Raw genomic sequence first — 20,697 nt, forward strand, 5'->3', positions numbered from 1 at the left:
GCCACCCGCTGACCGCCACCCGCTGACCGCCACCCGCTGACCGCCACCCGCTGACCGCCACCCGCTGACCGCCACCCGCTGACCGCCACCCGCCGACCTCCCCGATGCGGCAGGCGCCGGGGAGAAAGGCGGGCGGTAGGCGGCGGAGAGCAGCAGGCTCGCACGGAATGAGTTCCGTGTGCGCCTGGTCCTTGTCAGCGCCATTTCAGCGTCAGCCGACGCACACATTGACCATCCGTGTGCGCCCGCATAGGTCATAGGCCGTCTAAACGCGCACGCAACCCCAATGTGTGCGCTGATATTCGTGCTCGACGGCGACGGGCGTCCTGGAGAAACCCGGCCTTCTCGGCACATCGGTCATTCTCATGCTTCTTCAGCCCATTCGGTAAAGGAATTCAAGGTGGCATGATCGACTGCTTACACCTCAGGGCGCAGATGCGGAAGAATTCTTGTATGAGGCAGGCGTCGTTGTTCAGTAGGTCGCAGATTGCGGTGATGCGTGATCAAACCGCTTCTCGCAATTATTCCGCCTCCCGCGACGCATTTCGTCGTGAGCATGAGAGGCACCGTGCGTGGGGCTTGCAGCAGCGCCACGCCGTGAAGCTCCGCCGCCTCGCGCAGAGCGCATCCAAGCCAGTGACAGCACCCGCGTCGCCCGCGTCGGCCGCGCCGCTGGTGGCAGCGCCCGCGTCGCCCGCGTCGGCCGCGCCGCTGGTGGCAGCGCCCGCGTCGCCCGCGTCGCCCGCGCCGCCGCCCGCGCCGCCGCCCGCGCCGCCGCCCGCGCCGCCGGTGGCAGCGCCCGCAGCGCCCCCGTCCGCCTCGCCACTGGCGGCGCTCGCCGCGCCAGGGGCAGCACCCGTGTCACCAGCTTCGCCCACGCCGCCGCCTTCCGAGTCGCGATCGTTGGCATCTCGGCGCCGGACCGATGCCGTGGCTCGAATAGCATTCTGGCGACGGGGTGCGGCTGGCGGTGTTGTCCTTGCCGCCATTCACTCGGCCCGAGTGTTTACTGAATTCAGGTGGTCGCCGCAGGATGGTGGTCGAGGTTTCACTCGATGTTGTCGGATATGGGCGGGTCCGCGTGGGTCACCATTCTGTGGTTAAGGTGGAATCAGCTGAGCGGAAGATTTATTTGTTGATACTGGTGGTCACTAAGAATCGCCGTCAGCGTATCCGGCGACCGGCGACCGGCGACCGGCGAGCGGCGACCGGCGACCGGCGAGCGGCGACCGGCGGGGGTCAGCGGGGGGCGGATTCTTCGAAGAGTAGGAGGGTTCGGGTGCTGACGACGCCCTGCATGCCCTGGATTTCGTCTAGGACTAGGTGGCGCAACTCGGTGTTGTCGGCGACTCGGACCAGCAGGATTACGTCGAAGTCGCCGCCGACCAGGCCGATGTGTACTACGCCTGGTAGGGCGTGCAAGCGTCCCAGCACCTCGCGCCAGTTGGCCTGTTGCAAGTTCAACGTCACGTAGGCCGCTGTGGTCAGGCCGGCGGCCACCGGATCCACGTCAGCGTGGTAGCCGCGGATCACGCCGGTCTCCTGGAGGCGGGACACGCGGGAGTAGGCGTTCGCTCGCGAGATGTGCAGCGTCTCGGCGAGGGTGCGCATGGACATCCGGCCGTCCCGTCCTAGCTCGGTCAGGATTCGCCGGTCGGTCTCGTCGAGCACGGTGCCACCTGTCTTGCCGGCGGGGCGGGTGCCTCGCCGTGGTTGGACGTTCGGCTCTGGGAAGGGGGTTCAAGATAAACATCATCTCGGCTTTTCGGCGAGGATGGCGTTCAATTGGCCGGGGAACAAGAATCCCTGCATGACACGTGACGCAGCTCACCTGCTGCCGTCCGCGGAGCCCGTGATGCTCCTCGACCCGGACGGCAATCCCGTTCCGGGCGGCCCCGACCTGCCGGACGACGACGCGCTCCTTCGCGCGTATGCCGCGCTTGTCGCCGCCCGGCGGCTCAATGATCAGGCCTACGCGCTGGTGCGCCAGGGGCGGCTCGCCGTCTACCCGTCGTCGCACGGGCAGGAGGCGTGCCAGGTTGCCGCCGCCCACGTTCTCGCCGACGGTGACTGGCTGTTCCCGACCTATCGTGACACCGCCGCGATCGCCGCCCGCGGTGTTGATCCGGTGCAGGCGCTGGTCCTGCTCAAGGGCGACTGGCACAGCGGTTACGACCCTGCCGAAACCCGCGTCGCCCCGCAGGCCACCCCGCTCGCAACGCACCTTCTGCACGCGGTGGGTGTCGCGCACGCGGCCCGGCTGCGCGGCGAACCCACGGTGGTGATGGCGATCTGCGGTGACGGCGCGACGAGCGAGGGCGACTTCCACGAGGCGCTGAACTTCGCCGCGGTCTTCCGCGCGCCAGTGATCTTCTTCATTCAGAACAATGAATACGCGATCTCCGTTCCATTGTCCCGGCAGACCGCGGCGCCCTCGCTGGCGCACAAGGGCATCGGGTACGGGATCAATGCCGAACGCGTCGACGGCAACGACGTCGCGGCCCTGCTGCACGTGCTCGGCGCCGCCGTCGAGAGTGCCCGCGGCGGTGCGGGTCCGCAGCTCATCGAGGCGCACACCTACCGCGTGCAGGCCCACACGAATGCGGACGATGCGAGTCGCTATCGCAACGACGACGAGGTCGCTCCCTGGCTGGCGCGGGACCCGATCACCCGTGTGGAGACCTACCTGCGAGGGCGCGGGCTTCTCGACGATTCAAAGGCTTCGGGGTACGCGGAAACTGCCGCGAAGATGGCCGAGCACATGCGTTCGGGGCTGAACACGGACGTGGTCGCCGACTACCGGGACCTCTTCAAGCATGTGTACGCGGAGCCCACGCCACAGTTGCGTGAGCAGGAAGCGCTCGTCGCCGACGAGCTCGCCCGTGAGGAGGCGCGCTGATGGCACCCGAGAAGATGACCATGGCTGGTGCCCTCAACCGGGCGCTGCGTGACGCCCTGCACGCGGACAAGTCGGTTGTCGTGTTCGGCGAGGACGTCGGCCCGCTCGGCGGTGTCTTCCGGATCACCGACGGCCTGACCGCCGAGTTCGGTGACGAGCGCTGTTTCGACACGCCCCTTGCCGAGTCGGGCATTCTCGGCATGGCGATCGGGATGGCGATGAACGGCATGCGGCCGGTCGTCGAGATGCAGTTCGACGCGTTCGCCTATCCGGCGTTCGAGCAGCTGGTCAGCCACGCCGCGAAGATGCGCAACCGCACCCGGGGACGGGTCGGCGTGCCGATCGTGATCCGGGTTCCCTACGCCGGTGGGATCGGCGGGGTGGAGCACCACTGTGACTCGTCGGAGGCGTATTACGCGCACACGCCGGGCCTGCACGTGCTGGCACCCGCGAACCCGGCCGACGCCTACGGACTGCTGCGCCAGGCGATCGCGTCACCCGACCCCGTGGTGTTCCTCGAACCCAAGAAACTGTACTTCTCCCGTACGGAAGCTGATCTTGAAGAAGCGGTCGCACCGATCGGCCGCGCGGCGATCCGCCGGGCCGGCACCGACGCCACCCTGATCGCTTACGGTCCTGCGGTGCCCGTCGCGCTCGAAGCGGCCGAGGCCGCGGCGCAGGAGGGCCGCAGCCTGCAGGTGGTCGACCTGCGATCGATCGTGCCGTTCGACGACGAGACGGTGTGCGAGGCGGTGCGCTCCACCGGGCGGGCCGTGGTGATCGCCGAGGCCGCCGGATTCGCGAGCGTCTCCTCGGAGATCGTCGCCCGGGTGACCGAACGCTGCTTCCACTCCCTGCACGCCCCGATCCGCCGGGTGACTGGTTTCGACATCCCCTACCCGCCGCCCAAGCTGGAGCACTTCCAGCTCCCCTCGGTCGACCGCATCCTCGACGCCGTCGACGACCTCCAGTGGGAGGACTTGTGACCGCCCAGGTGTTCACGCTGCCCGACCTCGGCGAAGGGCTGACCGAGGCGGAGATCGTGCGGTGGCTGGTGTCCGACGGCGACGTCATCGAGGTGGACCAGCCGGTCGTAGAGGTGGAAACCGCCAAGGCGGTCGTCGAGGTACCGTCGCCCCACGCCGGCCGGGTGGCCACCCGGCACGCGGCCGAGGGCACCACCCTCGACGTCGGCGCGCCGCTGATCACGGTGGACGCTCTGATCACGGTGGACGCTCTGAACACGGCGGCCGCTCCGAACGCGGGCGACACCTACCGGGAGGAGGAGCGGGCCGGGTCCGGAAACGTTCTTGTCGGGTACGGGACGAAGGCAGCCACTTCGGCGGTACGGCATCGGCGCCCGCGCAGCCCCGAGGTTGCTCGGTCGTCCGGGCCCGAGGCGGTCCCGCGCGTGATCTCTCCGCTGGTGCGGCGCCTGGCCCGGGAGAGCGGCGTCGACCTGTCGGCGATCCGGGGAAGCGGCCCTGGTGGCGTCATCACCCGCCGTGACCTCGCAAAGCCTGCTGCTACAGCCGCCGCCCCGTCGTCAGTTTCGTCCAACGGCGCTTCCCTTCCGGCGTCGGCTCCCGCTGCGGCTCGTGCGGCGGACGGGGAGCAGCGGATTCCGTTGAGCGGCTTCCGCAAGGCGGTGTCGGCGGTGCTCAGCCGCAGCCGTGCGGAGATCCCCGAGGCCACCGTGTGGGTCGACGTCGACGCCACCGCACTCTGGGAGCTGCGGGAACGTACCCGTGGCGACGCGAACTCGCCGGGCCTGCTCGCCTACATCGCCCGGTTCGTCGTGGCGGGACTGCGGGCCCACCCGGTGCTCAATGCCCGCCTCGACACCGAGCGCCAGGAGATCGTGCAGCTGGACGCGATCAATCTCGGTCTCGCGGTGCAGTCCGACCGCGGCCTGGTCGTGCCGGCCGTGATGGGCGCACAGTCCATGACGACCACCCAGCTCGACGGTGCCATCCGCGACGTCACGGCCCGCGCGAGGCGCAACGAGTCCACTCAGGCCGAGTTGGCGGCGGGCACGTTCACGCTCAACAACTACGGCGCCTTCCGTGTGGACGGCAGCGCCGCGATCATCAACCATCCCCAGGTGGCCATGCTCGGCCTCGGCCGGATCATCGACCGCCCGTGGGTGGTCGGGGGTGCTCTGACCGTACGCAAGATCACGCAGTTGTCCTTCGTCTTCGACCACCGTGTGTGCGACGGCGGCACGGCGGCCGGCTTCATCCGCGCGGTCGCCGACGCGATGGAGGATCCGCTGTCCGCGCTCGCCCACCTCTGACGGGGACCCACACGTCGAGAGCGGCCGAACTCAGGTGCGGGCGAGTGCGAGGCCGGAGGTAACCAGGCCGATGACCCCCAAGAGCACGGCGATCACGGCGCCGGCGAGGCCGTTGCCGGTGCCGAGGCCGCCGGCGGCGTTGGCGGCGTGGACGCCGCCGACCGCTACGGCGATCATGGCCGCGCCCACGGCCAGCAGGGCGGCGGTGCGGCGGGAGCGGAGTAGGGCGCGGACGCCGACGACGACGCTGATCAGGCCGATCACCGCGGCCACGGACGGGACGAGCCGGCCGGTACCGACCTCGTAGCCGGCGACGGTGGACAGAAGCATGGTGCCTCCCCGGAGCGTGGAACTGACGCAGGCATCGTGGCCCGGCTCGACCGGGTGCGTCTTCCGCCGGCGGGCGGCGGGGACTACGCCGTGGGGCGTAGGCGGTCGGGGGAAGGTCACGCTTTTTGACGTACGGGTGGGAGCGCCGGACGCCATAGGATCGCTGCATGCGGGAACGTGGGCAGGACCTGCTGCTGGCGCTCTTCATCACGGTGATGCAGGTTCAGGGCACCGTCACGAGGGTGGCGGGTGAGCCCGAGGCGGTGGTTCGCCCGCTCGCCGATCCGGGCGATCTGGGATACCTGCTGCTCGTGGTCAGTGGTGCGGCTCTCGCCGTACGCCGGAAGTGGCCCTTTGCTGTGTTTCTGACGACGGCGTCTTGCAGCCTGATCTATTACGGTCTCGACTTCCCGGACGGTCCCGGGTGGCTCGCGCTGTTCGTCAGCATCTACACGCTGACCGCGCTCGGTGACGGCCGCCGCACGCTGGTGATCGCCGGTGCGGGAATCGCCGTCCTCTCCGTGGGCTGGCTGATCGCCGCGGCGGACATCGAACCGCGGGCCGCGCTCGGGTGGGTGTTCTTCCGGATCGGTGCCTCGATCATGAGCGCCGCGCTCGGCGAGAGCGTGCGTTCCCGGCGCGTCATCGCCGCCGACGCGCTCGAACGCGCGGAGCTCGCGGAGCGCACCCGGGAGCAGGAGGCCCGCGCCCGGGTCGACGAGGAACGGCTCAGGATCGCCCGGGAGGTGCACGACACCGTGGCGCACGCCATCGCTGTCATCAACGTCCAGTCCGGTGTCACCGCGCACGTGCTGGACCGCCGGCCGGAACAGGCGCGCGAGGCCCTGCGGGTGATCGAGCAGACCAGTTCGCGGGCGCTCCGGGAGATGCGGGCGGTTCTCGGGGTGCTCAACGACTCCGGTGACGACCGGGTCCCGTACCCGGGCCTCGGCGAGATCGGTGAGCTCGCCACGAAGGCGCGGCAGGCCGGGCTCGACGTCGACTTCCGGCCGGCCGAGTCGCCCGAGCCGGTGCCGGGAGCGGTCGGCAGCGCGGTGTACCGCATCCTCCAGGAATCGATCACCAACGTGATCCGCCATGCCGGGCCGACCAGGGTGACCGTCGCGGTGGACTACGACGCGGGGGCGGTGCGGGTCCGGGTGACCGACGAGGGTCCGGGAGCGGCGGGTCCGCCGGAGCCGGGGCGGGACCGGGGTGAGCCGGGGCGCGGCATCACCGGGATGCGGGAGCGGTGCCGGCTGCTCGGCGGGGAGCTCGACGCCGGTCCGCTGCCGGGCGGGGGCTTCGCCGTGAACGCCAGGCTGCCCCTGGCGGCGGTGGCCACATGAATCCTGGCGGCGGTGGCCACGTGAACGCCGGCGGCGGTGGCGACGTGGCGATCAGGGTGCTGCTGGCCGACGACGAGAAGCTGGTCCGGTCCGGCTTCCGGCTGCTGCTCGACACCGAGGACGACATCACCGTCGTGGGGGAGGCCACCACCGGTGCGGAGGCCGTGGAGCAGGCCCGCGCCGTGCGGCCGGACGTCGTACTGATGGACATCCGCATGCCGAGACTGGACGGGATCGAGGCCACCCGGCAGATCGCTGCCACGAACGGCCTGCGGGACGTCCGGGTGCTGATCCTGACCACCTACGACACCGACGCGTACGTCTTCGACGGTCTCCAGGCCGGTGCCAGCGGCTTCCTGCTCAAGGACGCGGGCCCGGCCGAGCTGCTGCACGCCATCCGGGTGATCGCCGCCGGCGAGGCGCTGCTCGCACCGCGGATCACCCGCCGCCTGATCGCCCAGTTCACCGCCCGCCGCGCTGCCGACCGAACCGCCGAGGACCGGCTCGCCGTGCTCACCGACCGGGAACGCGAGGTCGTCGCGCTCGTCGGCCAGGGCCTGCGCAACGACGAGATCGGCGCCGCCCTTTTCGTCAGCCCGGCCACCGCCCGCACCCACGTCAGCCACGCGATGGTGAAACTCGGCGCCCGCGACCGCGCGCAACTGGTCGTGATCGCCTACCAGACCGGCCTCGTCACCCCCTGACTACACTCGGCCGGTGATCGTGCGGATGGGCGGCGTGGCGGATGCGGCGGCGCTGGCCGCGATCCTTGCCGAGGCCCGCGCCCGGCACCTGTCGCACGTGACCGTCCACTCCGGGCGCCGCGCTGTCGATTTCTACCTGCGCAACGGCTTCAAGCAGCACCGACAGCTTCTGCTGTGGGAGCCGACGGCCGTCTGAGGGTCAGGAGAGGCGGACCGGGTTGACGACGTCGGCGGTGATGGTCAGGAGCATGACGGCGCCGCCGAGCAGGACCAGGACCATGGTGATCGGGACGAGGCGGGTGAAGTCGACGGGGCCGGCGGCCGGTCGGCCGCGCAGTTTCCGGACGGCGTCACGCATCCGCTCGTACCAGATGATGGTGATGTGACCGCCGTCGAGCGGAAGCAATGGCAGCAGATTGAACACCGCCATGAAGAGGTTGAGGCTGGCCAACAGCAGGAAGAAGACCTCCCAGAGGCCGCGTTCGGCGGCCTCGCCGCCGAGCCGGCTGGCGCCGACCATGCTGATCGGTGTCTCCGGGTCGCGCTCGCCGCCGCCGATCGCGGTGATCACCGCGGGGATGCGCTGGGGGAAGGCGGCCAACTGGTCGAGGGTACGGCTGACGAGGTCACCGGTGAACACGGTGGTCGCCGATGCCGCGCCCAGGGCGTCGTACTTGAGGTACGCCGGGGGCTGCTGTGCCGTGGCACCCATCATGCCGATCTCGCGGAGCGTGCCGTCGGAGCCCTGCCGCTGCACACGGGCCACATTCACGGTGAGGGTGAGGGTTTCGCCGCCCCGCTGGACGGTGAGCGCGGTCGGGCCGCCGGCGGTCTGGATCGCGGTGAGCACGTCGGCCCAGAGCGGGGTGGAGGTCCGGCCCACGGTGAGGATCCGGTCGCCCGGCAGCAGCCCGGCTTCGGTGGCCGGGCAGGTGGTGGCCTCGACGCAGTTGGTGGCGGCGACGACCGGCTCGTTGACCGGGTTGAGGTTGGGCAGGCCCGAGGTGACGGCCATGCCGTACAGGATGGCCATCGCCAGCAGCACGTGGGTGACCGCGCCGGAAGCCATCACCACGGTGCGCTTCCAGGTGGGGTGACGCCACATCGCGTGCGGGCGCTCGCCGGGTGTCAGCTCGTCGAGGGCGGTCATCCCGGCGATGTCGCAGAAGCCGCCGATCGGGAGGGCCTTCAACCCGTACTCGGTGTGGCCGCGCCGGAACGAGAAGACCGTGGGGCCGCGGCCGACGAAGTAGCGGCGGACACGCATCCCGAAGGCGCGGGCGGTGAGCAGGTGACCGGCCTCGTGCAGCGCGAGGGAGAGGCACAGGCCCAGCACGAACAGGGTGACACCGAGGATGTAAGCCAGCACGCGCTGATCGTACGGATCGGGCGCTCACGCGGCGAGCAGCTCTCGTGCCAGGGTTTCGGTTTCCCGGTGCGGTTGGGCGGGTCGCCGTCGGAGATACTGCTCTGTTGTGAGACGCCTTCTCGCCGCGGTCCTGGCTCTGGTGCTGTCGCCCCTGGTGGCGGCGCCTCCCGCGACGGCGGGCGCGGTCACCGAGACGCTGACCGTCTGGCAGTGGAACGTCGCCGGGTGGGTGATGAACGGCGGGTCGGCGACGAACGGCATGGTCGACGCGGCGGTGGAGTCGATCCTCTACCGCGACGCTGATGTGGTCGCGTTGAATGAGATCTGCTGGGGTCAGTACCTGGAGATCCAGAAGCGGCTTGCCGCCGCTGGGTGGCCGGAGAGCACCAACTTCTACCGGTTCGCGACCGCGTGGCCCAAGCATTGCGCCGGGGACGCGTACGGCAACGCCATGTTCAGCAAACAGCCGCTCGGCGCCACGAACTGGATCACCCTGACTCAGGAGCCGGCCGACGAGGGTGAGACGCGCAACCTGCTCTGTGCGCCGGTGCTCGGCAAGCGGCTGCGGTACTGCGTGACGCATCTGAGCCCGTACGCCAGCGTGACCGCTCAGGCCGAGGAGGTCCGGGGGCAGGTGGAGGCGTGGGAGGACGCCGGCGAGACGGTGGTGATCGCCGGTGACTTCAACAGTGAGCCGGGCACCGAGCGGATGGACTCCTGGTATGCGAGCTCGGCGGACACCGAGCACAACCCCGGCAATCGCGGCAGGCATCGGGAGCTCGACGACAGGGGAGCGGTCTGTCCGGGGTACGGGGACGCCACCACCTACCGCACGGATGACGGTGCCTGCGGGACCGGTGTGAAGATCGACCTGATCTTCGTGCCGGAGAACCGGATCGTGGGCGGGTACTACGGCGACTCGGTCGGCCTGGTGACCTCGTGCGGCAGGCCCTGCTCGGACCATCGCATCATCTACGGCCGGGTGACGCTGTCGGTGGGCAGGTGATGGGAGAATTCGACGGGTGACGATTGCTCAAGAGGTTCTGGACATGGCGGCGGGCGATCCGAGATCCCCGGCGTGGCAGCAGATCTGGAACTTCCCGTCACCCGATGGCGTTCGGGTGATTCCGGAGCCCGCGATCCTGCCCTGGCTGGCCCGCACCTGCGCCGCATTCACCCCCACTGACCGGGTCGAGGTCCTGGAACTCGCGGGGGTCGTCGCCCGGACGGCCGACGCCAAGAGCCGGACGGCGTACGCCCCGGAGATCGCCGCCTTACGCGTGTTCGCCAGCGAGGCACTGGCGAACGAGGCCTTTCACGATTACACCTTCGTACGTCTACTGATGGCCGATCTCGGTCTGTGCGGCGAGGGCGTCTGGAGTTCGGAGCTGAGTGTCGTCAACGGCGGTGAGGTGGAGGTGGACTGCCCTGAGTGCGGGGAGGAGCTTCTCCTCTGCCTGGAGCCCGGGCAGTCCACGATCGAACCGGGCCTCTCCTCGGAGTTGGCCGGGCGATTGCACGCGGCGGCCGTGCGGGCGGGCCGCGAATCCGTGGCGACCGCCCTGTCGAGGTTGTTCGGCTGTTTCACCTGTCCCGGGTGCTCTGCCACGTTCGATATCGCCGGCCAGGTGGGTTGACCCTCGACCTGCTTGAGGCGCCAGGCTCAGCCCCATGACAGACATCGACAGCCTGCGACCGATCCTGCGCTCCGCCTGGGGGGCCGACACCTGCGACCCGCACGACCTGGCGGACTGGCACCCGGGCAACCCGGCGCGCGGGCAGTGCGGGGTGACCGCCCTGGTCGTGCAGGAGTTGCTCGGCGGTGACCTGGTGCTCGGCGAGGTGGTCGCAGGCGGGGTGAAGGTCGGCCACCACTACTGGAACCGCCTGCCGGACGGCCGTGACGTCGACTTCACGGCCGGCCAGTTCCACCCCGGCGAGGTGGTCACCGGGGGAGAGGTGCAGCGGCGTCCGCCGGGTGCACCGCAGCGGTGCCGGGAGCAGTACGAACTGCTGCGCCGGCGGTGTGCGGAAGCCCTTCGGGTGGGCTGACCGGCGGCTACTTGGGCGGCTCTGTTCCGGCCTGTTCGCTGACCAGGAACGCCGCGTACCACTCGGGCCAGTTCTCGTCGGCCTCCCCGGTGCGTTCCTCGTGCTCACCGTGTGCGGCGGCCGCTCGGCGGAGAGCATCCGCCAGGTCGTTCACGGAGACGTACGCCGTCTCGCCGGAATCGATGCGGCCCGGCAGCCGGCTGGTGACCTCCTGGAGCACCCAGCCGTTGCCGTCGGGGTCGCGGAACGCGGCAAGCGAGTTGTACGACGCGCGGTCGGGTGCGGGCCCGCCCGCTGTGCCGTCCGGTGTCCGGTGGAACACCTCGCCGACCTCGACACCCTGCTTGATCAGCTCGGCGCGGGCTGCCTCGATGTCGGTGACGATGAGGAAGAGGCCCTGTGCCGAGCCGGGCGGTGCGGCCTCGGTGCCCGGGCTGAAGTGGATCGAGCAGGGTGAGCCGGGCGGGGTGAACTGGATGGCGCGAGCGCCGCCGAGGACGAAGTCGGCGTCCAGCCGCCAGCCGATGCCGGCGTAGAACTCCTTGGCGCGGTCGAGATCGCGGACCGGGATGGTGGTCACTTCGAGCTTGAGAGCCATTGTGGTCATAAGGCAGTCAACGTCCGCGGCCCCGGCGGAACAACCCTTCACGCGTGAACTTCAAAAGGTGCACCCACCCAGTGGCGCAGCGCCTCGTCGAGGCCGTCGCCGCCCACCCACGCGGTGTGGCCGTCGGGGCGCAGGAGGATGGCTCGCAGATCCGGGTGGTCGGGGAAGGTGGCCGCGACCACGTCGAGTGGTCCCTGCGCGGTGGCGTCGCCGATCAGAACCGGACGGCCGCCGGACAGCAGTGTGGCGACGTCAGTGTCGCCGTCCGCGGTGGTCACCCGCAGGTTGGGGCAGAGCCGGCCGAGCCACGGGTGGCTGCCGCCCGGCGTCATCTCATAGCGGGTGTCCAGGGCGGTGACGACGTCGGCGAACGCCCGGTTGCCCGCCGGATGGGCCGCGATCCGGGTCAGCAGATCGAGAAGGGGCCGTAGATCGTCGCCGGCGTTGCCGAGCAGGGCCTGCGCCTGAGTGCTCGCCAACACTTGCTGCCCGGCCGCGTGGCGCTCGGAGTGGTAGCTCTCCAGCAGGTGCTCGGGCGCGGTACCCCGAACGGTGGCCGCCAGCTTCCACCCGAGGTTGAGAGCGTCGTCGAGGGCGACGTTGACGCCGATGGCACCGGCCGGCGGATGGATGTGCGCGGCGTCGCCGGCCAGGATGACCCGGCCGCTCACATACCGTTCGGCCTGGCGGGCGGCGTCGCCGAACCGGGTCACCCAGCGGGGTTCGATCAGCTCGACATGACGGCCGAGGGCCTGATCGATCGCGGACTGCAAGGACGTCAGGGTGGCCGGGGAATCGGGCCGCGGATCCTCCACGACGATCCGCACATAGCCGGGGCGCGGGATGAGGAACACCGCGCCGCCGGGACCGGTCGTGACCCCGAACGGCAGCGCGCCGGGATCGGCCAGGCTCACGTCGCCGAGCAGCGAGAACCGGGTGGCCGGCGTGCCGGGGAACGCTATGCCCGCATGCTTGCGCACGGTGCTCCGGCCACCGTCACAACCGATGACGTACGCCGCACGCAGGCGTTCTCCTCCGACGGTGGCAACGACGGAGTCCGCCTCCACGTCGAGTGCCTCAAGCTCCTGCCCGCGGCGGATGTCGGCACCGAGTTCGCGGGCGTGGTCCTCCAGGAACTCCTCGACGCGGGTCTGCGGGATACCGAGCGTGAAGGGATGATCGGTGTACGCATCCGCGAGCCCGAGCACCACCGGCAGCGAGGTGAACGCGGCGTGCGGCACCCGCCAGCCCTCGGCGACGAGCGGCTCGGCGAGACCACGACGGGCCAGCAGATCAAGCGAGCGGGCGTTGAGGGTGAAGCCGCGGCAGAAATCGGGGCGGGTCTCGTGCCGTTCGACCACGACGACGTCCACGCCGGCGAGCCGCAGTTCGCAGGCGAGCATCAGTCCGGCCGGCCCGGCTCCGGCGATCAGGACGTCGATCATGACTCGGGCCACGTCAGCGAGCCGTCGCGGATCTCGTCGCGGGTGCGCACCGTCCATCCGTGCTCGGCCTCGAGAGCGTGCAGCGCGTACTCACCCTCGATCATGAACAACCGGGGGAGCAGTCCGGTGCCCACGGTCTCGGCCAGCACCCGGCGGGCGTCCTCGATCTGCCGCTCCAGGTGACCGGCCCGCTCGGTGAGCGCTGCGGCGGCACGCTGCGGGCCGAGAGCACCGAGGTACGAGACAGCGGCCATGAACTTCGGATACTCCGGCACCGGCGTGCGGATGAGCTCGTCGACCCACTGCACGAACTCGCTCTGTCCGTCCTCGGTGGTGGTGTAGACGGTTCGCTCGGGGCGGCGACCGTCGCGAACCGTCTCGACCTCGGTGATCCAGCCATGTTTCACGAGGGAAGCCACTGTGTCGTACAGCGAACCAGTGTTGATCTTGAAGCTGGTGTCCTTGCCTCGTTCCCGCAGCGTGGAAGCCATCTCGTAGGGGTGCATGGACTTCTCCTGCAGCAGGCCGAGCACGGCCAGCGCGAGGGTGTTGGAGACCTTGCGGCGCGGCATCGCGGATCCTCGATTCCTATTAGTCGGATCCGACTATACACCTGGGGCGGACGGGGGTGGGGCTAGCCCTACCGCGGATCGGGTGGCTCACGGGATCGGGCCGGGGCGGGCCGCTGCATAGCGTCAGTGACATGACCACGACTCAGCTCGACGTGACGCTCACGCCGGCGCCGGCCGTCCGGTTCCTGGCGCGGCTCGGCGCTGACACCCGCTACGTCCTGACCGGGTTTCCGGCCGGACTGGCCGGCGTCATCGTCTGCCTGACCGGTTTCTCCGTCGGCCTCGGAACGGCTGTCATCTGGGTCGGCGTGCCGGTTCTCTTCGCGGCCATGATGATGGCGCGCGGCTTCGCCGACGCGGAACGGGCACGAATCGGGCCGGTGCTGGGGCGCGCCATCGGCAAACCCGTTTATCGTACGGCTGGAACGGCATCGCTTCCGCGCCGGCTGTTCGCCGTGCTGGCCGATCCGCAGTCCTGGCGGGACCTGGCGTACGCCTCGCTGCGCTGTGTTCCCAGTACCATCGCATTCTCGTCCGTCGTCGCGTGGTGGGCCGGTGTGCTCGGCGGGCTGAGCTGGTCGCTGTGGGGGTGGGCGCTGCCGGACGGGCCGGGCGGCCGCAACCTGCCCGAGCTGCTCGGCCTCGGCGAGTCCTACGCCACGGCGGTCGTCTTCCATCTGGTGGTCGCGGTGCTGTTCGCGGTGACGCTGCCGGCCGTGGTGCACGGTGCGGCGCGGTTCGAGGCGCGGTTCGCCGAGAGGCTGTTGAGCCCGCGGTGAGCCGGGCGGAGTCCGCGAGCTGCACCGTGAAACAAGAATCGCCCTCCACCGGCGCGGTGGAGGGCGGACTCTCGGGGCGCGTCAGACGCGCTGCGTCTCCGTGCTGGAGGAGTGCAGTTCGGCGGTGGTGCCGGTGACGAAGCGGCCGGTGCTGGCGCTGCGGTGCACGTCCTGCTTGTCGTCACGCTTGTCGCCGCCGACGTGCTCGGTGACCGTTCCGCTGGGGTCACGCTCGGCGGTGCTCTCCTTGACGAACCGACCGCTGCGGGCGCTGCGGTTGACCTCGTGCTCGTTGGCGGTCATCGGAAAGGACCTCCTCGTAGTCGCTTCGATCGTCCTGCTCTTTTCACTGCCCTGTCGGTCCATGTCCGAAACAGGTCTTCACCGATCCTTGACTACGATGCCCAGCGTCTGCGCCAGCGCGGGTGCCGCCTCGGCCAGCTGACCGCTGTTGATGATCGCCCCGCGCAGCGAGTCCCAGCCCTCGGCGACGTCCAGCTCCCGGGCGCCCCGGAGGTCCACCTTCTTGACCGTCGCCTTGCCGAACCGGACCCGGCGCAGCATCGAGCCCGGGAAGCTCACCCCGGCGAGGGTGGCGTCGCCGAAATCCACCTCGGACAGGTCGCAGTCCCGGAACTCGACGTCCTGCAGCTTCGCGCCGCGCAGGTTCAAGCTGTCGATCTTGCAGCCCTGGACCGTCACGCGGCGCCACTTGGAGCCGTAGGCCTGCACGCCCGCCAGGACACCGTCCAGGATCGACACGTTGAGCAGGTCGCACTCGGCCCAGCTGCCGCCGATCCAGCGGCTGCGCGCGATCCACACGTCGTCGAGGCGGGACCTGTCGAAGGAGCCGCCGGTGAACGTCACGGAAGTCAGGGCGCTCTCGGAGAACCGGGAGCCGCCGGCGCTGACCGTGTCGAACTCGCGGTCGTCGACGTGTACCTCGACGTGGTCGTCGCCCTGGTCGAGGTCACCGGTGAAGGGCTGCAGGTAACGCGCGTACGGAAGGGACGCGAGGTCACGGGCCACTGGCATCCTCGCAACCTACGTCGGGCGCCGCCGTCCCGCTGCGGCGGGGGAGCAGCGGGACGGCGGCCGGGTGCGGCGCGGGAGCAGCCGGGCGGCGCCGGTTGCGGCGGGGCGGCGCCGGTTGCGGCGGGCGGCGCCGGTTGCGGCGGGGCGGCGCCGGTTGCGGCGGGCGGCGCCGGTTGCGGCGGGACGGCGCCGGGTGCGGCGGACGTCAGATCATGTCGAAACGGCCCCAGTCCTCGCCGATCAGCTCGGGCGTGAGGAAGACCGACTCCGGGTCGTCCGGGGTGAACGCCCCGCTGTGCCGGTGCACCACCAGCCGGTTGTCGCCGGTCAGGCAGAGCAGGTCCGGGTGGCCGTTGTTGTCGATGTCGGTGATGTCGATGACCTGCACGGTGTCCCAGCCGTGCGACACCGTGTGCCGGACCGGCTCGGTGGCGCCGGTGCGGTCCACCTCCAGCACCGTGAGGTTGCCGTTGGGGTGCAGCACGAGCAGGTCCGGGCGGCCGGTGCCGGTCACGTCGGCGAGACCGACCGGAATGTCCGCCGGGTCGATCGTCGCGTACGGCGCGGGCGGCGCGAACGGTGCCGGCTCGCCGCTGCCGAGCTGGTTGATGATCTGATGCACCTCGCCGGTGTCCTGCAGCCGCCCGATGATGTCGGCCTTGCCGTCGCCGGTCAGGTCGCCCATGGCGATGGTCACGTACATGACGTCGGCGAGCTTGCCGCCGGCGTGGATCGGCGGCGCCAGGGTGTCCAGCCCGGCGAGGCCGCCCTGGTTCATGTAGACCAGGAACTTCTCGTCGTCGGTGACCGTCACGACGTCGCCGAAGCCGTTGCCGGTCAGGTCCGCCGCGCCGATCCAGACCGCGCTACCGAAGCCCTCGCCGATCTTCACCGGTTCGCCGAAGGTCTTCTCCCCGTCGTAGCTGCCGAGGTGGGGTACGACGTACAGGTCGCCGGTGGCCGCTTCCCGGGCCAGGATGTCGCGCAGTCCGTTGCCGTTGAACGACGCCGCACTGTGCACCGGCGGAGCCTCGTTACGCATCATCGGAACTCTCCTTCGTCTCGGGTGCGTCGATGGTGTGGATGTGCGCGGCGAGCGCCCGCGGCGTCGGCGCCGCGAAGAAGTCGGCGAGCTTCACCACCGTGCCCAGCTCGTCCTCAACGAGCTGGAGCAGCTGCACGCCGAGCAGCGAATGGCCGCCGTTGCTGAAGAAGTTGCTGTCGGCATGCAGGTCCGGGCGGTCCAGGACGCGCCACCAGAGCTCGGTCAGGGCGGTGGTCAGCGCGTCGCCCGGCTCACCGGCCGGCGCGCCGGTGGGTTGCGGCCCCCGCGCCTCGGCGGCGGCCCGCTCCAGCGCCAGGTGGTCGACCTTCTGGTTGGTGCTGACCGGCAGCTCCGCGAGGGCGGTGAACTCGTGCGGTACCGCCGACCTGGGCAGCCGCCCGCGGGCGTGCTCCCACAGCCCGGCCGGCACGTCGGTGCCGCCGGCGGGCACGACGAACGCCACCAGGCGCCCGTCGGAGGTCAGGTCGCCGGTGGCCACCACGGCCGCCGCGCGCACACCGGGATGGGCGCCGAGGACGGCCTCCACCTCGCCCAGCTCGATCCGGTTGCCGCGCAGCTTGATCTGCCGGTCCACCCTTCCGGCCAGCTCCAGCGTGCCGTCGGGGCGCCACCAGCCGACGTCGCCGGTGCGGTAGCAGCGGCCGTACTCCGGGTCGTCGGCAAAACGCTCGGCGGTCAGGCCGGGACGGTTGTGGTAGCCGGCCGCCACGCCCGCGCCGGCGATCCACAGCTCGCCGCGGACCCCGACCGGCAACCGGCGGCCGTCCGGCGCGACCACCAGCACCCGCGTGTTGCGGATCGGGCGGCCCACGTCGAGGCGGTCGCCGGGGTCCGGGCCGACGATCGCGGAGGTCGACCAGATCGTCGTCTCCGTCGGCCCGTACGCGTGGTGCACCTGCGCCCCCGCCGCGACCAGCCGCCCGGCCAGCTCGGCCGGCACCGGCTCGCCGCCGATCACGATCCGCCGGCCGGGAAGCAGCCTGCGCACCTCGTCGAGGACCAGGCGCCAGGTGGTGGGTGTGGCCTCGAGGATGCCCGGCTCGTGCCGTTCGACGAACTCGGCGAGCACCTTGCCGTCGACCCGGGCCTCGTCCGGCGCGATCGCGATCCGCCCGCCCGAGTAGAGCGGCACGTGCAGCTCGATGCCGGACATGTCGAACGCGAACGTGGTGGTCCACAGGGTGGTGTCGGACGGCCGCGCGCCGAGCTGGGCGGTGAAGTGGGCGGCGGTGTTCGCCAGGCCGCCGTGGGTGATCAGCGTGCCCTTGGGGTGGCCGGTGGAGCCGGACGTGTAGATCAGGTAGGCGATCGCGGCCGGGTCGGCGCGGCCCTCGTCCTCGCGGGGAGTGGCAGCGGAACCGGTGACCGGCGCGAGCGGCAGAACCTTTGCCCGGTGCCCCTCCGGCAGCGTGACCGCGCGGTCGGCGAGCACGGCCGGGGTACCCGAGTCGGTGAGCAGGTAGGCGATCCGCTGCGCCGGGTGCTCCGGGTCGATCGGCAGGTAGGCGGCACCGGCGAGCCAGATGCCGAGCACCGCCGCCACCAGCTCCGGGCCGCGGGCGGCGAGCAGCGCGACGACGTCGCCGTGGGCGACACCGGCCTCGGTGAGACAGTCACGGGTACGCACGGCCGCGTCCCAGATCTGGCCGTAGGTGGCGGTCCGGTCACCGGCCTCCACGGCGACGGAACCGGGTGCCGTGCGGGCGTGCCCGGCGACCGCGGCCAGGACACTGCCGGGATCGACCGGTGCGCCGGTCCGGTTCGCCGCGCCGATCACCTCCCGGTCGTGCTCGCTCCACACCGGCAGCTCGCGGACCGGCCGGTCCGCCACGTCGCCGGTGCCGTCCGCCAGCGTCCGCAGCAGAGCCTCGTACCGGTGGAGCAGGGTGGTCACCTCGCCGGTGCTGAACATCGCGGTGCTGTGGACGGCCAGCACCCGCAGCTGCTCGGCGGAGGCCATCACGAAGAACTCCAGGTCGAACTTGCTGAAGCCGTTCTCCACCACGATCGGCTCGGCGTCCAGGCCGCCCAGCGTGAAGCCGGGCAGGCCGAGCTGCGGGACGTAGTTGAACAGGTGGTGGAACAGCGTGCTGCGCCACGACGAGTTCACCCGGGGCACCAGGCCGGAGATGCTGTCCACCGGCACGCCGGCGTGGGTCAGAGAGGCGAAGAACATGTCTCGGGTACGGCGTACCAGCGCCCGGAAACTCTGCGCCGGGTCGACCTCGACCCGCATCGGCAGCACGTTGACCAGGTAGCCGATGGCCCGGGTGTGCTCCGGTGCGCGGACGTTGACCGGCGAGCCGACCGTGATGTCCGGCCCGGCGCCGTGCGCGGACAGCAGCAGGTAGTACGCGGCGAGCAGCACCACCGCCTCCGGCGCCCGCAGCTGTTTCTGCAGCCGCTTGACGCCGGCCCGGGTCTCTGCCGCGAGCACGTGGCTGACCTGGTCGCCGGTCAGCGACGGCTGGTCCGGTTGCCGGCGGCCGTACCGCAGTTCCAGCGTGGACGGATCGAAGCCGGTCAGCTGAGTACGCCAGAAGTCGAGGCTCGCATCCGCCGGTTCGGGTTCGGCGTAGGGAGGCACCGGCGTGAGCTCGGGCGTCCGGCCCTGGTGCAGCCGCTCGTAGTCCCCGGCCAGCTCCTCCAGCAGCACGGTACCGGAGATGGTGTCGTAGACCAGGTGGTGGAAGACCAGGCACACGACGTCGCCGCCGGTGTCGTGGAAGACGGCGGCCCGCAGCAGCGGACGGCCGTCCAGGGTGAAGGGGCGGCCGACGAAGCCGGGCAGCGCGCCGGCTGCGGGGCCGGGCAGCTCGGCGACCGGCACCTCGGCCTCGTCCGGTGACAGCACGGTCTTGGTGAGCCCGGTGCCGTCGGTGAAGTGCACGGTGCGCAGCACCTCGTGCCGGCGCAGCATGGCCGACACCGCGGCGGCCAGATAGCCGGTGTCGATGCGCCCGGCGACCCGGAACGCCAGGGCGAGATTGTTGGGCGCGCTACCCGGTGCGAGCCTTTCCAGCAGCCAGAGCGCCTCCTCCTTCCGGGAGGCCGGAATGAGGTCGCGCGATTTCCGCGCGTCGTTCACAGAAGTATTGACTGCGGATCGCACAAATCCTCCCGGTGCACCGGTGGAGGTGTTTTGAGAAATGATGTGTGCCTATGCTACAAAGCGCTTCGAGGGGGTCCTACCCCTGTTCTGCGGCCGGCCCGCCTAGGGGCCGCAATAGGGGTTCTCAGGGGTGATCGGGCCACCGTCACGGCCATTAGCCTCGGCCGAGGAGCGTCGCTTCGTGATCGGCGTCGCGGATTCGGGGGAAGCTGATGACCACCGCACCTGAGCCTTGGAAGACCCTGTCGAAAGGCGACGGCGGTGTAGTCCTCGCCGTGGACTTCGACACCACGGGCCGGCCGGAGGCCCGCTTCGCCGACCTGGTGGCGAACGCCGGCTCCGGCCTGGAGTTCCGCGAGACCGTGCCGCTGCCGGCGACCCGCGCGCAGACCCGGACAGCGCGGGAGTACCTCGACTGGTGGGGCGACCCGCTGGCGGCCGAGCGGCCCCGGGTGGCGGCCGTGCTCGGCTACTGCGCCGGCGGCGTCTACGCGGCCGCGCTGGCCGACCGGGTGGACAGCTTCCAGGACGGGCAGGTCCCGGTGATCCTCTTCGACCCTGAGATCACCGTCGAGCAGACCCTGCTCTGGCAGTTCAACAAGATGGCCGGGTTCCTGTCCGCGACGATCCCGGCAGCACAGCTCGCCAAGATCAAGGCCTCCGCGGAGGAGGTCTTCGACCGCGACAACGGCATCGCGGCGCTGCGCGACGACCTGATGACGCTGGCACACGAGGGCGGCGAACCGGCCTTCGCCCGCCTCGGCCTGAGCCCGGCCCGGGTCGCCGAGTTGTTCGGCGCCTTCGACTCGTTCATGTCGTTCCTCGCCGCGGCCGCCGAGATCGACCCGTTCGCCCGGTGGAAGTCGGCCACCGTGATCACCTCGGCCAGTCCGGCGAGCGGGCTGAACGGCATCCGTTCCGCGGGCATCGGCATCGGCCAGATCCCGGTCGGGCGCGAAATTTTCTTCGACGTGGAGCACTCGGTCATGCTGGCCGACCGGGAAATTGCTGCCGCGGTGCTCGAAATGTTGCACGGCTGACCATTTCCGGCGCTATTTCTGCGACCGCGAACAGGCCCGAAA

Annotated in this window: 21 protein-coding genes; 11 read left to right on the forward strand and 10 right to left on the reverse strand. The window is 70.7% G+C overall.

The annotated features are described in order from the left end of the window. Positions 1–1,239: 1,239 nt before the first annotated feature. On the reverse strand, positions 1,240–1,671 hold the full coding sequence (locus ACFQV6_RS25545) for an Lrp/AsnC family transcriptional regulator (RefSeq protein WP_378030112.1): 432 nt from the start codon (positions 1,669–1,671) through the stop codon (positions 1,240–1,242). A gap of 139 nt (positions 1,672–1,810) precedes the next feature. Here ACFQV6_RS25545 and ACFQV6_RS25550 point away from each other — a divergent pair, with 139 nt between their 5' ends. The 3 genes from ACFQV6_RS25550 to ACFQV6_RS25560 are packed head-to-tail and all read left to right on the forward strand — an operon-like array spanning position 1,811 to position 5,195. Next, positions 1,811–2,899: a thiamine pyrophosphate-dependent dehydrogenase E1 component subunit alpha gene (locus ACFQV6_RS25550; protein WP_378030113.1), complete on the forward strand. Its 1,089-nt coding sequence runs from the start codon at positions 1,811–1,813 to the stop codon at positions 2,897–2,899. Positions 2,900–2,913: 14 nt separating this feature from the next. Continuing rightward, on the forward strand, positions 2,914–3,885 hold the full coding sequence (locus ACFQV6_RS25555) for an alpha-ketoacid dehydrogenase subunit beta (protein ID WP_378030137.1): 972 nt from the start codon (positions 2,914–2,916) through the stop codon (positions 3,883–3,885). Further along, complete coding sequence (locus tag ACFQV6_RS25560) at positions 3,882–5,195, forward strand: dihydrolipoamide acetyltransferase family protein (RefSeq protein ID WP_378030114.1); 1,314 nt, start codon at positions 3,882–3,884, stop codon at positions 5,193–5,195. The genes ACFQV6_RS25555 and ACFQV6_RS25560 overlap by 4 nt, the downstream gene beginning before the upstream one ends. A gap of 30 nt (positions 5,196–5,225) precedes the next feature. On the opposite strand, the gene ACFQV6_RS25565 is transcribed toward ACFQV6_RS25560, so the two are convergent. Further along, positions 5,226–5,525, reverse strand: coding sequence for a DUF6223 family protein (locus tag ACFQV6_RS25565; protein ID WP_378030115.1), 300 nt, complete (start codon positions 5,523–5,525; stop codon positions 5,226–5,228). Positions 5,526–5,692: 167 nt separating this feature from the next. Here ACFQV6_RS25565 and ACFQV6_RS25570 point away from each other — a divergent pair, with 167 nt between their 5' ends. The 3 genes from ACFQV6_RS25570 to ACFQV6_RS25580 are packed head-to-tail and all read left to right on the forward strand — an operon-like array spanning position 5,693 to position 7,774. Then, positions 5,693–6,874: a sensor histidine kinase gene (locus ACFQV6_RS25570; protein ID WP_378030116.1), complete on the forward strand. Its 1,182-nt coding sequence runs from the start codon at positions 5,693–5,695 to the stop codon at positions 6,872–6,874. After that, the gene (locus ACFQV6_RS25575; protein ID WP_378030117.1) at positions 6,871–7,578 is read left to right on the forward strand and encodes a response regulator; all 708 of its coding nucleotides are present in this window, start codon (positions 6,871–6,873) and stop codon (positions 7,576–7,578) included. Before ACFQV6_RS25570 ends, ACFQV6_RS25575 begins: the two co-directional genes overlap by 4 nt. 13 nt (positions 7,579–7,591) lie before the next feature. Then, complete coding sequence (locus ACFQV6_RS25580) at positions 7,592–7,774, forward strand: hypothetical protein (protein WP_378030118.1); 183 nt, start codon at positions 7,592–7,594, stop codon at positions 7,772–7,774. A 3-nt stretch (positions 7,775–7,777) separates the two neighbouring features. Here the strand turns inward: ACFQV6_RS25580 and ACFQV6_RS25585 are convergent, their stop codons facing one another. Beyond that, positions 7,778–8,947, reverse strand: a complete 1,170-nt coding sequence (locus ACFQV6_RS25585) for a M50 family metallopeptidase (protein WP_378030119.1) — start codon at positions 8,945–8,947, stop codon at positions 7,778–7,780. A gap of 106 nt (positions 8,948–9,053) precedes the next feature. Between ACFQV6_RS25585 and ACFQV6_RS25590 the strand changes: the two genes are divergently transcribed. From ACFQV6_RS25590 to ACFQV6_RS25600, 3 genes are read left to right on the forward strand one after another with little or no spacing between them, the layout of a single operon-like run. Beyond that, complete coding sequence (locus ACFQV6_RS25590; protein ID WP_378030120.1) at positions 9,054–9,953, forward strand: endonuclease/exonuclease/phosphatase family protein; 900 nt, start codon at positions 9,054–9,056, stop codon at positions 9,951–9,953. A gap of 16 nt (positions 9,954–9,969) precedes the next feature. Beyond that, positions 9,970–10,584, forward strand: coding sequence for a hypothetical protein (locus ACFQV6_RS25595; RefSeq protein WP_378030121.1), 615 nt, complete (start codon positions 9,970–9,972; stop codon positions 10,582–10,584). A gap of 34 nt (positions 10,585–10,618) precedes the next feature. Then, positions 10,619–10,999: a hypothetical protein gene (locus ACFQV6_RS25600; RefSeq protein WP_378030122.1), complete on the forward strand. Its 381-nt coding sequence runs from the start codon at positions 10,619–10,621 to the stop codon at positions 10,997–10,999. A gap of 7 nt (positions 11,000–11,006) precedes the next feature. Here the strand turns inward: ACFQV6_RS25600 and ACFQV6_RS25605 are convergent, their stop codons facing one another. Genes ACFQV6_RS25605 through ACFQV6_RS25615 form a run of 3 tightly spaced genes read right to left on the reverse strand, consistent with a single transcriptional unit; the run spans position 11,007 to position 13,623 of the window. Further along, the gene (locus ACFQV6_RS25605) at positions 11,007–11,606 is read right to left on the reverse strand and encodes a VOC family protein (RefSeq protein ID WP_378030123.1); all 600 of its coding nucleotides are present in this window, start codon (positions 11,604–11,606) and stop codon (positions 11,007–11,009) included. A 38-nt stretch (positions 11,607–11,644) separates the two neighbouring features. Next, the gene (locus tag ACFQV6_RS25610; protein ID WP_378030124.1) at positions 11,645–13,051 is read right to left on the reverse strand and encodes an FAD-dependent monooxygenase; all 1,407 of its coding nucleotides are present in this window, start codon (positions 13,049–13,051) and stop codon (positions 11,645–11,647) included. Further along, positions 13,048–13,623, reverse strand: coding sequence for a PadR family transcriptional regulator (locus tag ACFQV6_RS25615; RefSeq protein WP_378030125.1), 576 nt, complete (start codon positions 13,621–13,623; stop codon positions 13,048–13,050). Before ACFQV6_RS25615 ends, ACFQV6_RS25610 begins: the two co-directional genes overlap by 4 nt. A gap of 131 nt (positions 13,624–13,754) precedes the next feature. Between ACFQV6_RS25615 and ACFQV6_RS25620 the strand changes: the two genes are divergently transcribed. Next, complete coding sequence (locus ACFQV6_RS25620; RefSeq protein ID WP_378030126.1) at positions 13,755–14,402, forward strand: sensor domain-containing protein; 648 nt, start codon at positions 13,755–13,757, stop codon at positions 14,400–14,402. A gap of 81 nt (positions 14,403–14,483) precedes the next feature. Here ACFQV6_RS25620 and ACFQV6_RS25625 read toward each other — a convergent pair whose 3' ends face one another. The 4 genes from ACFQV6_RS25625 to ACFQV6_RS25640 all read right to left on the reverse strand — a co-directional run bounded on the left by ACFQV6_RS25625 (position 14,484) and on the right by ACFQV6_RS25640 (position 19,591). Continuing rightward, positions 14,484–14,705 (reverse strand): hypothetical protein, encoded by a 222-nt coding sequence (locus tag ACFQV6_RS25625; protein WP_378030127.1) that lies wholly within the window; start codon positions 14,703–14,705, stop codon positions 14,484–14,486. 78 nt (positions 14,706–14,783) lie between these two features. Further along, a complete protein-coding gene (locus tag ACFQV6_RS25630) occupies positions 14,784–15,437 on the reverse strand; it encodes a pentapeptide repeat-containing protein (RefSeq protein ID WP_378030128.1) in 654 nt (217 codons plus the stop codon). Between the two features lie 205 nt (positions 15,438–15,642). Beyond that, on the reverse strand, positions 15,643–16,482 hold the full coding sequence (locus ACFQV6_RS25635) for an FG-GAP repeat domain-containing protein (protein WP_378030129.1): 840 nt from the start codon (positions 16,480–16,482) through the stop codon (positions 15,643–15,645). Beyond that, positions 16,472–19,591 (reverse strand): amino acid adenylation domain-containing protein, encoded by a 3,120-nt coding sequence (locus ACFQV6_RS25640; RefSeq protein WP_378030130.1) that lies wholly within the window; start codon positions 19,589–19,591, stop codon positions 16,472–16,474. Before ACFQV6_RS25640 ends, ACFQV6_RS25635 begins: the two co-directional genes overlap by 11 nt. 236 nt (positions 19,592–19,827) lie before the next feature. On the opposite strand from ACFQV6_RS25640, the gene ACFQV6_RS25645 reads away from it, so the two are divergent. Then, positions 19,828–20,655, forward strand: coding sequence for a hypothetical protein (locus tag ACFQV6_RS25645; RefSeq protein ID WP_378030131.1), 828 nt, complete (start codon positions 19,828–19,830; stop codon positions 20,653–20,655). The last annotated feature ends 42 nt before the right edge of the window (positions 20,656–20,697 follow it).

The sequence above is a fragment of the Actinoplanes sp. GCM10030250 genome (genome assembly GCF_042666575.1).
Classification (GTDB): domain Bacteria; phylum Actinomycetota; class Actinomycetes; order Mycobacteriales; family Micromonosporaceae; genus Actinoplanes.

Bases quoted from the DNA above. Each gene is read 5' to 3' on its own strand.
- ACFQV6_RS25600 (WP_378030122.1), top strand. From the start codon at position 10,619: ATGACAGACATCGACAGCCTGCGACCGATCCTGCGCTCCGCCTGGGGG.
- ACFQV6_RS25605 (WP_378030123.1), bottom strand. From the start codon at position 11,606: ATGACCACAATGGCTCTCAAGCTCGAAGTGACCACCATCCCGGTCCGC.
- ACFQV6_RS25610 (WP_378030124.1), bottom strand. From the start codon at position 13,051: ATGATCGACGTCCTGATCGCCGGAGCCGGGCCGGCCGGACTGATGCTC.
- ACFQV6_RS25575 (WP_378030117.1), top strand. From the start codon at position 6,871: ATGAATCCTGGCGGCGGTGGCCACGTGAACGCCGGCGGCGGTGGCGAC.
- ACFQV6_RS25630 (WP_378030128.1), bottom strand. From the start codon at position 15,437: ATGCCAGTGGCCCGTGACCTCGCGTCCCTTCCGTACGCGCGTTACCTG.
- ACFQV6_RS25555 (WP_378030137.1), top strand. From the start codon at position 2,914: ATGACCATGGCTGGTGCCCTCAACCGGGCGCTGCGTGACGCCCTGCAC.
- ACFQV6_RS25550 (WP_378030113.1), top strand. From the start codon at position 1,811: ATGACACGTGACGCAGCTCACCTGCTGCCGTCCGCGGAGCCCGTGATG.
- ACFQV6_RS25625 (WP_378030127.1), bottom strand. From the start codon at position 14,705: ATGACCGCCAACGAGCACGAGGTCAACCGCAGCGCCCGCAGCGGTCGG.
- ACFQV6_RS25570 (WP_378030116.1), top strand. From the start codon at position 5,693: ATGCGGGAACGTGGGCAGGACCTGCTGCTGGCGCTCTTCATCACGGTG.
- ACFQV6_RS25645 (WP_378030131.1), top strand. From the start codon at position 19,828: ATGACCACCGCACCTGAGCCTTGGAAGACCCTGTCGAAAGGCGACGGC.
- ACFQV6_RS25635 (WP_378030129.1), bottom strand. From the start codon at position 16,482: ATGATGCGTAACGAGGCTCCGCCGGTGCACAGTGCGGCGTCGTTCAAC.
- ACFQV6_RS25565 (WP_378030115.1), bottom strand. From the start codon at position 5,525: ATGCTTCTGTCCACCGTCGCCGGCTACGAGGTCGGTACCGGCCGGCTC.
- ACFQV6_RS25620 (WP_378030126.1), top strand. From the start codon at position 13,755: ATGACCACGACTCAGCTCGACGTGACGCTCACGCCGGCGCCGGCCGTC.
- ACFQV6_RS25615 (WP_378030125.1), bottom strand. From the start codon at position 13,623: ATGCCGCGCCGCAAGGTCTCCAACACCCTCGCGCTGGCCGTGCTCGGC.